Source organism: Fodinicurvata halophila (assembly GCF_042651425.1).
Classification (GTDB): Bacteria; Pseudomonadota; Alphaproteobacteria; order Kiloniellales; family DSM-21159; genus Fodinicurvata; species Fodinicurvata halophila.
The window spans coordinates 386,829-402,181 of the sequence record NZ_JBHSCW010000003.1 but is presented as its reverse complement, the minus strand read 5'-3'; the positions used below and the strand labels follow the sequence as shown (position 1 = coordinate 402,181).

Here is a 15,353-nt window from a genome sequence, read left to right as displayed (position 1 = left end):
CATCTGAAAATCGGGCACTGTTCTGCGACAGGCTACTTCATTGCACCAGCATCGGCAAATAGCCGGCTGGCCTCCGAACAGGCTTGCATCGGACGTTGCGACCCCAGGGCCACGGGGGTAGTCTCCGCGGCGACTCAAGCTGGCAGGGATCTGTTTGATGAAAGCGCGCATTCACGTAACGCTCAAACCCGGTGTACTGGACCCACAGGGCAAGACCATTGCCCATGCACTGGGGGCCCTCGGGTTCGAGAGCGTCGAAGAGGTCCGTCAGGGCAAGTACCTGGAACTCGACCTGAAGGAAAACGACCCCGAGAAGGCTCGTGAAACCGTCGACGAGATGTGCCGCAAACTGCTGGCCAATACCGTTATCGAGAATTACCAGGTCGAGATCGAGGCCTGAATCGAACCATGCAGACAGCCGTCATTCGCTTTCCAGGCACCAACCGTGAAAACGATGTTGTCATGGCGCTGCAGCGCGCCACAGGCAGGCCGCCCCGCATCATCTGGCACAAAGATGCCTCGCTTCCCGAGGTCGACCTGATCGTTCTTCCAGGCGGGTTTTCCTATGGCGACCACCTGCGCGCGGGCGCCATGGCCGCCCATTCCCCTGTCATGAAGGAAGTGGTTCGGCAGGCCGAGCGTGGGGTCGCCATCCTGGGTATCTGCAACGGTTTCCAGATCCTGACGGAAGCAGGCCTCCTGCCCGGAGCCCTGTTGCGGAATGCCGGCCTCAAGTTTGTCTGTCGCGATGTTCACCTGCGCATCGAAACCTCGGGCAGTGTCTTCACCGAAGGCTACAATGCCGGCCAGTTAATCCGGGTTCCGGTCGCACACCATGACGGCTGCTACTACGCCGACGACGAACTCCTCGGGAGACTGCGGGACGAAGACCGAATCGCCTTCCGCTACTGCTCGAATGGAGGCGGTGTGGACGAGCGCAGCAATCCCAACGGCTCACGCGATGAAATCGCGGGTATCCTCAGTGCGTCACGGCGCATTCTTGGAATGATGCCGCATCCCGAGAATGCCACCGAACCCCTGCAGGGCAGCACTGACGGCTGCGGACTTTTCGACGGCCTGACCCGAGCGCTCCATTGAACCACGGACATCTTGCCCTTTTCGCGCCGGAGACACAGACGTGAGCGAGATCACACCGGACATCATCGCCGAACACGGACTTTCATCTGACGAATATGCCCAGGTCGAGGAGATTATGGGACGTGAGCCCAACCTCGTCGAATTGGGCATCTTCTCCGTCATGTGGTCGGAACACTGCTCCTACAAGTCCTCCAAGAAATGGCTCAAGACGCTGCCCACCGACTCGCCCCACGTCATCCAGGGCCCTGGGGAGAATGCGGGTGTCATCAATCTGGGGGAAGGCCAGGCCGCGGTCTTCAAGATCGAAAGCCATAACCATCCCAGTTACATCGAACCCTACCAGGGGGCCGCCACCGGTGTCGGCGGTATCCTGCGCGACGTCTTCACCATGGGCGCGCGTCCCATCATGAACCTGAATGCCCTGCGCTTTGGCGACCCCCGCCATCCCAAGACACGCCACTTGCTGGCTGGCGTGGTAGCGGGAATCGGCGGCTACGGCAACTGCGTCGGCATCCCGACGGTGGGCGGCGAAATCAACTTCCATCCCGCCTACAACGGCAACATCCTGGTCAACGCCATGACCGTCGGCCTGGCCCCCAGCGATCGCATCTTCTATTCGGCGGCGGCCGGACCCGGAAACCCGGTGGTCTACGTCGGCTCCAAGACCGGCCGGGACGGCATCCACGGCGCCACCATGGCCAGTGCGGAGTTCGGTGACGATTCGGAAGAAAAACGCCCCACCGTCCAGGTTGGCGACCCCTTTACCGAAAAGCTGCTGATCGAGGCCTGCCTCGAACTCATGGCCACGGAGGCCATCGTGGCAATCCAGGACATGGGGGCCGCCGGACTGACCTCCTCCTCCTTCGAGATGGCCTCCAAGGGTGGCGTGGGAGTCGAACTGGACCTGGAGCGCGTCCCCATGCGCGAAGCGGGCATGACTCCCTATGAGCTCATGCTCTCGGAGAGCCAGGAACGCATGCTGATGGTACTCAAGCCGGGGCATGAAGAGACGGCCCGGAAGATTTTCGAGAAATGGGATCTCGACTTCGCCGTCATCGGGCAACTGACGTCAAGCAGGCGCATGGTCCTGCGCTGGCACGGAGAAACGGTGGGGGACCTGCCGATCGACCCACTGGCGGAGGCCGCTCCCGAATATGATCGGCCGTACACGACCTCCCCGCCTCGTGCCCCCCTGGATACCGCCAGCGTTGCCGAGTCCGATGATCCCCTCGCGGATCTGGAGCGGCTCGTGGGCAGCCCGGACCTCTGCAGCCGGCGCTGGGTCTGGGAACAATACGACCACCTGATCAATGGGGATACCATACGCCGTCCCGGAGGAGACGCAGCCGTCGTCCGATTGCCGGATGGCCAGCGCGGGCTTGCTGCCACGACCGACTGTACGCCCCGCTATTGCTACGCAGCCCCAGTTGAGGGGGGAAAACAGGCCGTCGCAGAGAGTTGGCGCAACCTTTGCGCGGTGGGGGCGCATCCCATGGCAGTCACCAACAACCTGAACTTCGGGAATCCGGAAAAACCCGAGATCATGGGTCAGATTGTCGGCTGCATAGAAGGCATGGGTGAAGCCTGCCGGGCCCTGGACTACCCTGTCATCTCCGGCAATGTCTCGCTTTACAACGAGACCGGCGGACAAGCAATTCTCCCAACACCGGTGATCGGCGGAGTGGGCCTTGTCGATGACCTTTCAGGAATGCCCTCCGGCGCCTTGCCGGCCCCCGACCTGGATGTCCTCGTGATCGGAGAGACCAGGGGACATATGGGGCAATCGCTTTACCTGCGCGAGATTCATGCACGCGAGGAAGGCCCACCCCCGCCCGTCGACCTGGACGAGGAAAGACGCAACGGACGTTTCATCCTGCATCAGATCGAGGAAGGCCGTCTGTCCGCCTGTCATGATCTTTCGGACGGCGGTCTTCTGGTCGCCCTGGCAGAGATGTCCCTGGCCGGAAACCTTGGGGTATCCATCGAACTGCCGGAAACGAGTCCGACAGTTGCATGGTTGTTTGGCGAGGACCAGGCGCGCTATGTTGTGGTGACCAATGATAAACAGGCCGTCCTGGAAGCGGCCGAAAAGGCTCAGGTCAAGGCAGAGGTGATCGGCAGGACCGGCGGCGATTCGTTGAAACTTTCCTCCGGCCACCACATATCGCTCGATAGGTTGCGGCGTAGTCATGAAGAGTGGTTTGATCGCTACATGGCCGAGAATCCAGCTGATTCTGTAGCCTGAATTCCGAGAGAGTTGACAGGAGTAACAGCCATATGCCGATGAATCCGGCGGAAATCGAGAGCATGATCAAGGAAGGCATCCCCGATGCCAGCGTCACGATCGAGGATCTGCGCGGAGATGGCGACCACTACGCCGCCTATATCGTGTCGGAATCCTTTCGCGGCAAAACCCGCGTCCAGCAACACCAGATGGTGTATCAGGCTCTGCAGGGGCGCATGGGGAATGAGCTCCATGCTCTCGCGCTTCAGACATCGGCACCCGCAGATTAACGGCCAAGAGCCGTATGGAGAGGCAAGTTATGGATAATCCCGTTTTCGACCGCATCAAGCAGGATGTCAGCGACAACGATGTTGTCGTCTACATGAAGGGCACACCCGTTTTCCCGCAGTGCGGCTTTTCTGCTGTCGTCGTCCAGGTCCTCACGCATTTGGGCGTGAAGTACAAGGGGATCAACGTTCTCGAAGATCCCGGCCTGCGCCAGGGCATCAAGGACTATTCCAACTGGCCGACCATTCCTCAGCTTTACGTGAAGGGGGAATTCGTCGGCGGCTGCGATATTGTCCGGGAGATGTTCCAAAGCGGTGAACTGGCCGAACTCATGTCCTCCCGCGGCATTGAGGTGGAAACGGCCGCCTGATCCTGAAACCGCGGCAAGCGCTTTCCGGAAAAGAATGCGCCCTTCCACAAGGGCGCATTTTTTCTTGCCGGTACCTTTCTTTCCTGCCTCTCCGCCCTCAAACGCATCGGCAAAACGATGGGCCAGAAGCCTCCCCACCAGCATAAGGACCCGCTTCCCCCGGAATCCTCGGGTCTATTCCTGGGATTTCTCGGAGTCACGGCCTTCAGTATCACGCTACCGGCCACGATCGTGGCCCTCGAGTCATTCAATCCCTACTTCATATCGCTTGGACGGGCTGCTGTGGCCGGCCTCTGCGCTCTGGTCATCCTTCTGGTGACACGGACCGCTGTTCCCCGCGGTCGGATGTGGCGGGATATCGCCGTCGCCTCGGCCGGAGTGGTCTTCGGGTTTCCCCTCTTTTCCTCCTGGGCGATGCAGTATGTGCCGGCCAATCACGGCGGCGTGGTGCTCGGTATTCTGCCGCTGGCCACGGCCGTGGCCGGTGTCGTCATCAATGGGGAACGCCCGTCCCTGCTCTTCTGGTTCTTCGGGGTTTTGGGCAGCGCCACCGTCGTGATCTTCTCCCTGCTCCAGGGGAGTGGCGGACTGCACATAGCGGATCTTGCGTTGCTGGCCGCGGTCATTTCCGCGGCCGTGGGCTATGCCCAAGGGGCGCGGCTCTCCCACAGCCTGGGGGCCTGGCAGACCATATGCTGGGCACTGGTAATCGCTTTGCCCATCACCCTGCCCGCCGGGATTCTTTTGTATCCCTATGGCAGCGTCCAGATTACCGGCTCTGCCATTGCTGCCTTTTTCTACGTTGCCCTGATCAGCCAGTTCGCCAGTTTCTTCGCCTGGTACAAGGGGCTGGCCCTGGGAGGCGTCGCCCGTGTCGGGCAGATGCAGTTACTGCAGCCCTTCCTGACCTTCGCCGCAGCCTATATGCTACTCGGTGAGCGGATCGATCTGCTGACTGTCCTGTTCGCAGCCCTCGTGATCTTCTTCGTGGCCCTCGGACGCAAGGCACCCATACGGCGCTAGCAACAGACCGAAGTCGAGCATCCCAAGGTAACCAACACTGGCCTGGCGTCTTTCCGGAAGACGGAGGCCCCCGACCCATCAGGCCGCTTTGAGGGCAGATTTCCTGAAAAGCCGCTGCATCGCATAGAAACCAACCACAGTCGCGAGTGCCGAGAGCACAGCTGCAATCGTGGCAATGGTTCGATCAGGCGACAGGATCGTGACAAGGGCGATGACGATCAAAACCAGACGTACGGCCCAGTCGAGCATTCTTGACGTGGCAAAACTGCCCTGGAACGCAAGGCTCAGCGTAACCGTCGCGGCCACCACGATCAGGAAGGCCGGAATCTGTGCCAGCCCCGGCACGGCCACCAGATCCGGCTTGGTGAAGACGGCGGCCATCATCACCATCAGCGGCATGCAGAGGAGCAACGCATACATCATGGTCCTGATAAAGGGGGCCTCGGCAATGCGGGAGGTCACCGCGGCCACCACCGACGTCGGGGGTGAGAGCTCGCCGAATACGGCCACGAAGAAGGCGAAGAAGTGAACCACCCAAGGATCCATCCCCGCCTGGATCATGAAGGGCACGATGACCACCGCCGTGATGATATAGGTCGGCGCCACCGGCAGCCCCATGCCCACGACATAGCCAAAGGCAAAGGCCACAAGGCCCATGACCGCGATGTTGACCCCTGCACCCTCCATGAGGATCGTCCCCACCTTGGTGGGCACGCCGGTGATGGTGAAGCTGGCGGTCAGCACACCAAGTGTGGCCAGCAGGACGGTGAGTTCCGAGGTGATGTTCGAGAAGGACTCGATGAGCCTCACGAAAGGATTTGACAGTGTCCGGACGGAAAAGTCGCGCTGTCGCCAGACCCGGAATAGGAAGGCAACCGTCAGACCGACGAACAGGACTATGAAGACATTCTGGGCCGAACTCATGGCCGCTCTGCGTTCGACACCCATCAGGTAGATCAGGCCGGCCACGGCCAGGAAATAGGCGCCGATGTTCACCTTGTCCATGAAGCGGATCGGCTCGACCTCGGGCGCCACGGCCCGATGCTGGTAGCGCATGCCCAGCAGATAGACGGCGAAGGCCACGCCGATGAAATAGACGATGGCCGGGACAAAGCCGCGCGCCACCACTTCGAAATAGCTCTCGCGCAGGTACTCCGCCATCAGGAAGGCGGCAATGCCCATCAGCGGCGGCATCAGCTGGCCGCCCAGGGAAGAGGCCGTTTCCACCGCGGCGGCCGTGGTGCGCGGAAAGCCGGCCCTGATCAGTGCCGGAATCGTCGCCGAACCGGTGGTGGCCGCATTCGCCGCTCCCGAACCGGACACGGCGGCCACTCCGAACGAGCCGATGATGGCAGCCTGCGGCAGCAGCTTGGGGGAACGCGCGGCAATGCGCGAGGAGGCCTGCAGGATGGAATCGATGCACCCGAAAGCACGCAGGACCGCCAGCACGAGAATGAACGAGCCGATGAGCGTCAGGCCGAGCTGCGCCAGGCGTTCGAAAATGCCCGTGGACATCTCCACGCTGACGGAGCTCACCACGCGACGGAAGGACATGCCCGGATGATTGAAGGTGCCCGGCACCATATAGCCGAAGAGCGTATAGAGCAGCAGGATGATGTTGATGACGAACAGCGCGAAATAGTGCCTGCGCGCATACTCCAGCACCAGTACGGCCATGCCGCCGCCGACGATCAGGTCATGATTGTTCCAGATCCCGATGCGATAGATGCGGATATTGTCGAATTCGCTGACGAGATAATAGATCGAGTAGAGACTGAATAGGATATAGGCAAGCGCGAAGAACCAAGGGATGACCGGGCCCAGCCGGGGATAGAGATTGCCTTTTCTCAGATCGTTGAGATAGACGATGCAGACGGCCAGTGGCACCGCCGAGACGGCCAGGAGGGTCGGGCCGCCGATGCCGGTCATGTAGTAACGGAAGAGATAGATGAAAAAGCCCAGGCTGAAGGCATAGAACAGCAGGTTAGCTGCCTGCAGCAGGCCCGCCTCCAGGCGTGTCTGCGGCACGATCTCCGGTTCGTCCGTTTGAGTGATCTCAGCCATCGCGCTCTCGCATTCGGATCATCCTGCGATCATGTACCCCGCGCAGATCGACGCCGTCGCGGCTGAGCGCGACGGCGTCGACATCATGCGCCTGGGGCGCCGACCAGCTTAGTCCATGCTGGCGATGCGGCCGTCCCAGTCCTCGTTCCAGGCATCATGTTCGCGCAGGAACTTCGCAAGGCCGGGATGGATCGGCACGGTCTCGCCGGCCGCACGGATGCCGCGCAGCTGCATCTCGACCATGTCGGCCTCCACCTGCGAGAAGCTCGGATCGGACTCGGCCAGTTCGCCGACGTTCTCCTCGATCGTCACCAGCATGTCGTAGACACCCTGTTCGGAGACGTTCGTGCCGACATGGAAGCCGTAGAAGAAGGGCACGAGCACCGCCGCATCGGCACCGATATCGGTATCAAAGGTGTCGTTCGGCACCTCCACCGTCTCGATGCCCGCGTCCGAGAGCATCTCCATTTCTTCCTCGTTCGGATTCAGGGCGTTGATGTCGGCCGACAGCAGCGCCTCCTGGATCCAGGGCGAGGGGCTGGTCTCACCGGCGGTGTAGATGATCATGCCCTCTATCGTGCCGTCCTCCAGGGACTGGGCCGCCAGTCCGGTGTCGAGCTCGACGTATTCATGCTCGACGCCCGCTGCGCGCATGGCGCGTTCCAGCGCAGCCCGGGTATCCCACGGTGCAGGACTGGTGAACACGGGCTTACCATCGAGATCCTGCCAAGACTGGATCTCGTCGGTATCCTCGGCCAGGACGCCGAGCCCGACTTCCAGGGTATAGGCCCAGAAGGACTGCACCAGTTCCTGCTCGTGGTCCTGGTCGGCGAAGCCCTCATAGCGCCCGCCATTGTTGGCGATTTCATGGAAGGCCACGTCGGCACCGTAATAGCCGTCGAACTGCCCGCCGGCGAAACCGCGCACGGAAGCCGCGGCACCAGGTGTCGGCATGACGGTGATGTCGAACTGGTCCGTCTTGCTGTTGAGCAGCTGCGACAGGCTGGTCAGTGCACGATGGCCGGACGAGCCGGTGGACGAGGTTGCCCAGCGCAGCTCGGTAACGTCGTCCTGCGCCTTGGCTGATTCGAACGTAGCCGTGCCTGCCAGGCCGCACACAAGGGCGCCTGTCGCTACGGATACCATGAGATGTTTCATTTGATTTTCCTCCCTGTTTCTTCCTCAATCGGTAGAAGGCGCTGATCATACCGTCTCGTACGTCACTGTCAAAACTGGAGTTTGGCTCCTGACCATGCGCCTTGCTGACTCACAAATGATGTCACCTGCCTGTGATGCAAAGTCCTGAGTCAAAATTGGAAACGACGAGAAGCGCCCAGCAGGAGTTCAGTCCCAGCCGTAACTGGCCATGGAAAGACTGCCGTGACTGAAACTGCGATGCAGGACATCCCCCTTCTTGTCGCCCGCAGCTCCCAGTGCAACAAAGAACGGCAGGAAGTGCTCATCCGTCGGATGAGCCTTGGCGATTTCAGGATGCGAGACAGGGTCGAGCAAGCCCTGGACATCGCCGGCCGTGACGCACTCCGCCAGATAGTCGTCAAAACTGCGCGCCCAGTCCGCCACATTGACGGGATCACGGCGATACTGCATGAGGTTATGAACCGCGCCTCCTGAGGCCAATATCAGGATACCCTCCTCCTTCAATGGCTGCAGGGCCTCGCCAATGGCGTAGTGTGCACTTGCGGACTGCCCAGGCATGACGGAAAGCTGGGTCACGGGAATTCGCGCCTCAGGGAACATCTCGTTCAGGGGGACCCAGGCACCGTGATCCAGCCCGCGGGAGGGATCGCTTTCGACCTGCATCCCCTTGGACTTCAGCAATGCCTGAACCCTGCGCGCCAAGAGTGGCGCCCCGGGAACCGGGTAATCCATCCGGTAGAGCGCTTCCGGAAAGCCATGGAAATCATGAATCGTCTCGGGCTGCTCGGCCAATGATACTGTCGGTGCCTCGGTCTCCCAGTGCGCGGAAATCACCAGGATCCCGTTCGGAGGCGTCCCTTTTCTCAGATCGCGGCCCAGCGCACGCAGGAACTCGCGTGCCGGATTGTCGTCTTCCAGAGGCAGTGTCGGGGCACCATGGGAAACGAAAAGTGCAGCAGGCTGGGTCATGTCAGGCCTCTCCTCTCATTGCTGAATAGCAATATGGCGAGGAACACAGCTGAACAGAAGACAGAACGGGGGCGAAACTCCGTTTCGCCCCCGTCAACAGTTTGGCCTCTACTGCAGGTATTGTTAGCGCGAATAGAACTCGATAACCAGGTTCGGCTCCATCTGCACGGCATAGGGCACGTCGGCCAAACCGGGCCCGCGCACGAAGCGTGCCTTCATCTCGCGGTGATCGGCCTCGATGTAATCCGGAACATCGCGCTCGGGAAGCGCCACGGCTTCCAGAACGACGGTGAGTTCCTTGCTCTTCTGCTTGATTTCGACGACATCCTCGTCGCGCACCTGGTACGAAGGGATGTTGACGCGCTTGCCATTGACCATCACGTGACCATGATTAACGAACTGCCGCGCGGCAAAGACCGTCGGAACGAACTTGGAGCGATAGACGACGGCATCAAGCCTGCGCTCGAGCAGCTCGATCAGATTTTCACTGGTATCTCCGCGACGGCGCACGGCCTCTTCGTAGTAGCGGCGGAACTGGCGTTCGCCGATATTCCCGTAATAGCCTTTCAGCTTCTGCTTGGCGAACAGCTGCGTGCCATAGTCGGACGGCTTGCGGCGGCGCTGGCCGTGCTGGCCCGGGGCATACTGACGGCGGTTGACCGGGCTCTTGGGGCGACCCCAAAGGTTCTCGCCCATACGGCGATCAATCTTGTACTTTGCATTCAGGCGCTTGGACATCTGCGCGTTCCTCTTGAATCTAAGGTTGTCCCGGTAGTCCGTGCCCTTGCGGCCGGCGGGGAAACCTGCAGTCACCCACATTCCCGGGAATGAGGCCGGACTATACTTTTGCAGCCCTATAAGTCAAACGGCCTTTGCACTTCATTCGTCACGATCCCCGTCTTCGCTTTGGGCAGGCGAGCGCGCCCGTTTCATCTTTGCTCCGAGCAATGCGGAGACGACCCCGTGCAAGGTCCTGATCTCCTGATCGGTGGGCTCGGCACGCAGGAAGAAGCTGCGCAGGTTGCGCACCATCGCAGGCCTTTTCTCCGGGGGATGAAAATAGCCCTTCACCTCCAGAAGGTTCTCCAGGCGCTCGAAGAATTCGACCACCTTGCCCCGCTCGGCCGGCCGGCTGTTGCCCATGGGCAGCTGCCGGGGCTCGTCATCACTGCCATACTGGAACCATTCATAGGCGAAGATCAGGACCGCCTGCGCCAGGTTCAGGGATTTGTAGGCCGGGTTGAGCGGAACCCGGATGATGGCATCTCCAAGTGCCAGGTCGTCATTCTCCAGTCCGGTTCGTTCAGGCCCGAAGAGCACGCCGCTGCGATGCCCCACCGAGGCATGGTCATGGACCTCGGCCGCCGCGGCCCGCGCCGTGAGGACCGGCTTCACCAGTTCCCGATTGCGGCCAGTGGTCACGTAGAGCCGATGCAGGTCGGCAACGGCGTCCCGGGTCGAATCATAGACCCTGGTCCTGTCGAGAACCTCCGTGGCCCCGGAGGCCGCCGTGACCGCATCCCGATTGGGCCAGCCGTCCCTGGGCTGTACCAGCCGCAGGTCGGTCAGCCCGCAGTTCAGCATTGCCCTGGCCGTCATGCCGATGTTCTCGCCAAGCTGCGGGGCCACCAGAATGACCGCCGGCGCATCCGCCTGCCGCAAGGTCACTGCGGCGGGGTCTGACTCGTCCTGAAAAGTTTCCACGTGATTGCGTCCGACAGGGCGTTGAAAGAGGCATCGATGATGTTTGCCGAGACCCCGACCGTGATCCAGCGTCCGCTGCGCCCGCCACTCTCGATCATGACCCTGGTTACCGCCTCGGTGCCATCCTGGGGCGTGAGAATGCGCACCTTGTAATCCATCAGGCGCATGGTCTCCAGAACCGGATAGACCGGCAAGAGCGATTTTCGCAGCGCCTTGTCCAAGGCATCGACGGGACCATTGCCTTCCGCCACGGTCATCGTGGCCTCGCCATTGATGCTGAGATTCACCGTCGCCTCGGATTCCGTCACCAGTTCGCCGCGCGCATTCCAGCGCCGATCATCCATGACCCGGAAGCGCTGCAGCGTAAAGTATTCGGGAATATCTCCCAGCAATCGGCGAGCAAGCAGTTCGAACGAGGCCTCGGCTGTATCGTACGCATAGCCATAGAACTCCCGTTCCTTGATCTCCTCGACCAGCCTGTTGACCTTCTCGTCTTTTGGATCAATCTCGATCCCGAACTCGTTGAGGCGCGAGAGAATATTGGCACGCCCCGCCTGGTCCGAAACAACGATGCGGCGCACATTGCCGACCAGGTCGGGGTTCACGTGCTCATAGCTGCGGGGATCCTTCTCGACTGCCGAGACATGCAGCCCCCCCTTGTGGGCAAAGGCATTGTCTCCGACATAGGCGGCCGACTTCTGGGACATACGGTTGAGGCGTTCATCAAGCAGCCGCGAAACCGACTTTAGTTGCTTGAGCTGCTCGTCCGAAACCCCAGTGACATAGTCGGTCTTGAGCGCAAGAGAGGCGATCAGGGACACCAGGTTGGCGTTGCCGCAGCGCTCACCCAGCCCGTTGAGGGTACCCTGGATCTGGCGCGCCCCTGACCGCACGGCCGCCAGTGAATTCGCCACGGCATTCTCGGTGTCGTTGTGGGCATGGATCGCAATGCGCGAGTCCGGAAGCTGGCGACAGACCTCACCGACAATCTCCTCCACCTCATGGGGCAACGTCCCGCCGTTCGTGTCACAGAGCACCAGCCAGGATGCGCCTCCCTCCTGTGCTGCCCTCAGGCATGCCATCGCATAGTCGCGATTGCTCTTGAAGCCATCAAAGAAATGCTCCGCATCGAACATAGCCTCGGACTTGTTCGCCTGAAGATGCGCGATGCTGTCGCGGATCATCTCGAGGTTTTCCTCGTTGCTGACCCCCAGCGCCAGATCCACGTGGAAGTCCCAGGTCTTGCCCACGAGACAGGCCGCATCGCTTTTCGCGTTGACCAAGGCTGCCAACCCCGGATCATTGTCCGGGGAACGCCCGGAACGCCGGGTCATGCCGAATGCAACAAACCGCGCATGCTTCAGCTCAGGGGGCTCGGCAAAGAACGCATTGTCGGTCGGATTGGCCCCGGGCCAGCCCCCTTCCACGTAGTCCACGCCCAGACGGTCAAGGCCTTGCGCGATGGCCGTCTTGTCGGACACCGTGAAATCGACCCCATTCGTCTGCGCGCCGTCGCGCAGCGTCGAATCGAAGAGATAGATGCGCTTATCGTCCGTCATGTTCTTACTCTTTGTAATGTGACGGTTATTGCACACAGGGTGAGGACAAGGTCAACCGTCCGCGACAGACACTTGAGTGCCGCCTTCATGACTGGCGCCGCCAAGTGGTGCCCTGCGGTCCATCCTCGAGCAGGATGCCGCGCGCCGCCAGATCATCACGGATCCTGTCAGCCGTGGCGAAATCCTTTGCCTTGCGCGCCGCCAGGCGTTCCTCGATCAACCGCTCGACCTCCGCCACATCCAGGTCGCTTGCGACTCCCTTGAACCAGGTTTCAGGGGAACGTTCCAGCAGCCCGAGCAGATGTCCCGAGGCCTTCAGGGCAGCGGCAAGACGCGGCTTCTCTCCGGGTTCGGCCTTGTTCAGCTCATGCGACAGATCGTGCAGGGCGGACAGGGCCTGTGGCGTATTGAGATCATCGCAAAGGGCCTCCAGCACGCCATCCGTCACCGCCTCGGGATCCCCATCCGGCAAGGAACCCTCCAAGGGACGCAGGGCGCCGTAGAGACGGTTCAGCTGGGTCCTGGCCTCCGCCAGTTTCTCGTGATTGATGTCTAGCGGCTGGCGGTACTGTCCCGAAAGCAGGGCGAGGCGAATGACCTCTCCGTCATACCCCTCCTCCCGAAGTTGCCGAACGGTCAGGAAATTACCGAGCGACTTGGACATCTTCTCGCCGTGCACGACCACGTACCCGTTGTGCAGCCAGTAACGCGCCATGACCGGCGTTCCGTGGGAGCAGCGACTCTGTGCCAGTTCGTTCTCGTGATGCGGAAAGATCAGGTCCTGTCCTCCGCCATGAATGTCGAAGGTCTGCCCCAGGTGTTCCGCACTCATGGCCGAGCATTCGATATGCCAGCCCGGGCGTCCTCGCCCCCAGGGACTGTCCCAGCCTGGCTGGTCGTCTGAACTGGGCTTCCAGAGAACGAAATCTGCTGGATCCCTCTTGTAGGGCGCGACTTCGACGCGCGCCCCCGCCACGAGGTCCTCGCGCGTGCGCCGCGAAAGCTGGCCGTAATCCTGCATCGACGGGACAGAGAAGAGCACATGTCCTTCGGCGACATAGGCATGACCTTTGTCGATCAGGTCGGAGATCATGGCGATCATCTGCGCGATATGGGCTGTGGCGCGCGGCTCGATGGTGGGAATCAGGGCACCCAGGGCGCCCATGTCGTCGTGGAAGGCCGCCGTCGTGCTTTCCGTGATATCGCGGATGCTGCGCTCCTGTTCGTCGGCCGCCGTGATGATCTTGTCATCCACGTCGGTGATGTTGCGAACATAGGTCACATGCTTATTACCGTAGACATGGCGCAGCAAGCGGAACAGCACATCGAAGACGACCACGGGTCGTGCGTTGCCGATATGCGCGAAGTCATAGACCGTCGGACCACAGACATACATGCGCACCTTCTGCGGATCTTCCGGAACGAAGGCTTCCTTCCTGCGCGTCAGGGTGTTGTAGAATTGAAGGGACATGGAAAAGGTCCGTTCGCGCTTGTTGTTGTGCGATCTCGACTTCAGGCCGCCATCTATCCCCTGCCCCGCAAGAAGGGTCAAGCCGTGTTGCCCTCCAATCGCTTCACGGCCTTCTCGTAACCGATCAGCGGCAGCAGCTGACGCATTTCCGGTCCCGCCCCCTGTCCCGTCAGGGCCAAACGCAACGGCATGAAGAGTGCCTTGCCCTTGCGTCCGGTCTTGTCCTTCAGGGCCTCGGTCCAGACGGACCAGGTGGAAAGGTCCCAGGGAACCGGCGGCAGCAGCTCGCGCGCGGTGGCCACGTACTCCTTCTCCTCGATGACGGGCGTGATCTGCGCGCGACAGATGCGATACCAGAGCAGGGCATCCTCCCGCTTTTCCAGGTTTCCCCTTACGGCGAGCCAGAGATCTTCCGTGAAGTCGTGAAGCCCCTGAGCCTGCAGCCAGCCGGAAACGGCGGCATAGGGCATGTCGTGCAGGATGCGCCCGTTCAAGGATTTCAATTCCGAGGGGTCGAACCTGGGAGTTGCCCGTCCGAAGCGCGAGATATCAAAACCGGGAACGAGCCCTCCGAGCTCTTGGCGGGCGTCAACCGGGTCGGGAGTTCCCAACCGTGCCAGGTAGCTGTTGAGAGCCATGGGCTCCAGGCCATCTTCGCGCAGATCGGCCAGGGACATGGAACCGAGCCGCTTGGACAGCCCTTGTCCCTCGGCATCGGTCAGCAAGGGCAGATGAGCGAATATCGGGGGCGAGCCCCCCAGAGCTTCGAGCAACTGTATCTGCACGGCCGTATTGGCCACGTGATCCTCGCCGCGCAGGACATGCGTGACTGACAGCTCCAGGTCGTCGACCACCGATGACAATGTATAAAGCGGACGGCCGTCCTCACGCACCAGGACAGGGTCGGAGAGGTTGTAGCCCTCGAAATGCTGTGCCCCCCGCACCGCGTCGTTCCACTCGACCGGCTCGTGGTCCAGGCGGAAACGCCAATGAGGACGGCGTCCTTCCGCCTCATAGGCCTGTTTCTGGGCATCGGTCAGGGACAGCCCCTCCCGGTCATACAGCGGCGGACGACCGGACTTCAGGTGCAGCTTTCGCTTCAGCTCCAGCTCTTCTGGTGTCTCGTAACAGGCATACAGACGGCCGCTGTCCTTGAGCACCTGGACAGCCAGGTCATAGCGATCGAGCCGGTCGGACTGACGTGCATACTCATCCCACTCCAGGCCGAGCCATTCCAGGTCCGCCTCGATGTCGCGCGCGAAGCCCTCAGTCGAGCGATCGCTGTCTGTATCATCCAGGCGCAACAGGAACACACCCTCCTGCTGGCGAGACCAGAGCCAGTTCAGCAGCGCGACACGGGCATTGCCGACATGAAGGGCACCTGTGGGGCTGGGCGCAAACCTTGTTTTCATATTATGATCAGCC

14 protein-coding genes are annotated in these 15,353 nt (G+C 61.3%); 6 read left to right on the top strand and 8 right to left on the bottom strand.

The window, feature by feature from the left end:
* The first annotated feature begins 157 nt into the window (after nt 1-157).
* The 6 genes from purS (at nt 158) to ACFOW6_RS06645 (ending at nt 5,003) form a co-directional block, all read left to right on the top strand.
* Nucleotides 158-400 carry a phosphoribosylformylglycinamidine synthase subunit PurS gene (gene purS, locus ACFOW6_RS06670; protein ID WP_382421563.1) on the top strand — a complete coding sequence of 81 codons (243 nt, stop codon included), beginning with the start codon at nt 158-160 and terminating at the stop codon, nt 398-400.
* An 8-nt stretch (nt 401-408) separates the two neighbouring features.
* On the top strand, nt 409-1,098 hold the full coding sequence (gene purQ, locus ACFOW6_RS06665; RefSeq protein WP_382421562.1) for a phosphoribosylformylglycinamidine synthase subunit PurQ: 690 nt from the start codon (nt 409-411) through the stop codon (nt 1,096-1,098).
* Nucleotides 1,094-3,343, top strand: a complete 2,250-nt coding sequence (gene purL, locus ACFOW6_RS06660) for a phosphoribosylformylglycinamidine synthase subunit PurL (RefSeq protein ID WP_382422098.1) — start codon at nt 1,094-1,096, stop codon at nt 3,341-3,343. The genes purQ and purL overlap by 5 nt, the downstream gene beginning before the upstream one ends.
* A gap of 32 nt (nt 3,344-3,375) precedes the next feature.
* The gene (locus tag ACFOW6_RS06655) at nt 3,376-3,612 is read left to right on the top strand and encodes a BolA family protein (RefSeq protein WP_382421561.1); all 237 of its coding nucleotides are present in this window, start codon (nt 3,376-3,378) and stop codon (nt 3,610-3,612) included.
* Between the two features lie 29 nt (nt 3,613-3,641).
* Nucleotides 3,642-3,980 (top strand): Grx4 family monothiol glutaredoxin, encoded by a 339-nt coding sequence (gene grxD, locus ACFOW6_RS06650; protein ID WP_382421560.1) that lies wholly within the window; start codon nt 3,642-3,644, stop codon nt 3,978-3,980.
* A gap of 117 nt (nt 3,981-4,097) precedes the next feature.
* The gene (locus ACFOW6_RS06645) at nt 4,098-5,003 is read left to right on the top strand and encodes a DMT family transporter (protein WP_382421559.1); all 906 of its coding nucleotides are present in this window, start codon (nt 4,098-4,100) and stop codon (nt 5,001-5,003) included.
* A 78-nt stretch (nt 5,004-5,081) separates the two neighbouring features.
* Here the strand turns inward: ACFOW6_RS06645 and ACFOW6_RS06640 are convergent, their stop codons facing one another.
* The 8 genes from ACFOW6_RS06640 to gltX all read right to left on the bottom strand — a co-directional run bounded on the left by ACFOW6_RS06640 (nt 5,082) and on the right by gltX (nt 15,340).
* Complete coding sequence (locus tag ACFOW6_RS06640) at nt 5,082-7,067, bottom strand: TRAP transporter permease (RefSeq protein ID WP_382421558.1); 1,986 nt, start codon at nt 7,065-7,067, stop codon at nt 5,082-5,084.
* A 108-nt stretch (nt 7,068-7,175) separates the two neighbouring features.
* Nucleotides 7,176-8,225 (bottom strand): TAXI family TRAP transporter solute-binding subunit, encoded by a 1,050-nt coding sequence (locus ACFOW6_RS06635; RefSeq protein ID WP_382421557.1) that lies wholly within the window; start codon nt 8,223-8,225, stop codon nt 7,176-7,178.
* 186 nt (nt 8,226-8,411) lie between these two features.
* On the bottom strand, nt 8,412-9,194 hold the full coding sequence (locus ACFOW6_RS06630; protein ID WP_382421556.1) for a DODA-type extradiol aromatic ring-opening family dioxygenase: 783 nt from the start codon (nt 9,192-9,194) through the stop codon (nt 8,412-8,414).
* A 123-nt stretch (nt 9,195-9,317) separates the two neighbouring features.
* Nucleotides 9,318-9,932: a 30S ribosomal protein S4 gene (gene rpsD, locus ACFOW6_RS06625; protein ID WP_382421555.1), complete on the bottom strand. Its 615-nt coding sequence runs from the start codon at nt 9,930-9,932 to the stop codon at nt 9,318-9,320.
* A gap of 141 nt (nt 9,933-10,073) precedes the next feature.
* Entirely contained in the window at nt 10,074-10,898 is an 825-nt protein-coding gene (locus ACFOW6_RS06620; protein ID WP_382421554.1) for an RNA methyltransferase, read from the bottom strand.
* Nucleotides 10,859-12,457, bottom strand: a complete 1,599-nt coding sequence (cimA, locus tag ACFOW6_RS06615; protein WP_382421553.1) for a citramalate synthase — start codon at nt 12,455-12,457, stop codon at nt 10,859-10,861. Before cimA ends, ACFOW6_RS06620 begins: the two co-directional genes overlap by 40 nt.
* A gap of 85 nt (nt 12,458-12,542) precedes the next feature.
* A complete protein-coding gene (cysS, locus tag ACFOW6_RS06610) occupies nt 12,543-13,928 on the bottom strand; it encodes a cysteine--tRNA ligase (RefSeq protein WP_382422097.1) in 1,386 nt (461 codons plus the stop codon).
* A 77-nt stretch (nt 13,929-14,005) separates the two neighbouring features.
* Nucleotides 14,006-15,340, bottom strand: a complete 1,335-nt coding sequence (gene gltX, locus ACFOW6_RS06605) for a glutamate--tRNA ligase (protein WP_382421552.1) — start codon at nt 15,338-15,340, stop codon at nt 14,006-14,008.
* Nucleotides 15,341-15,353: the final 13 nt, after the last annotated feature.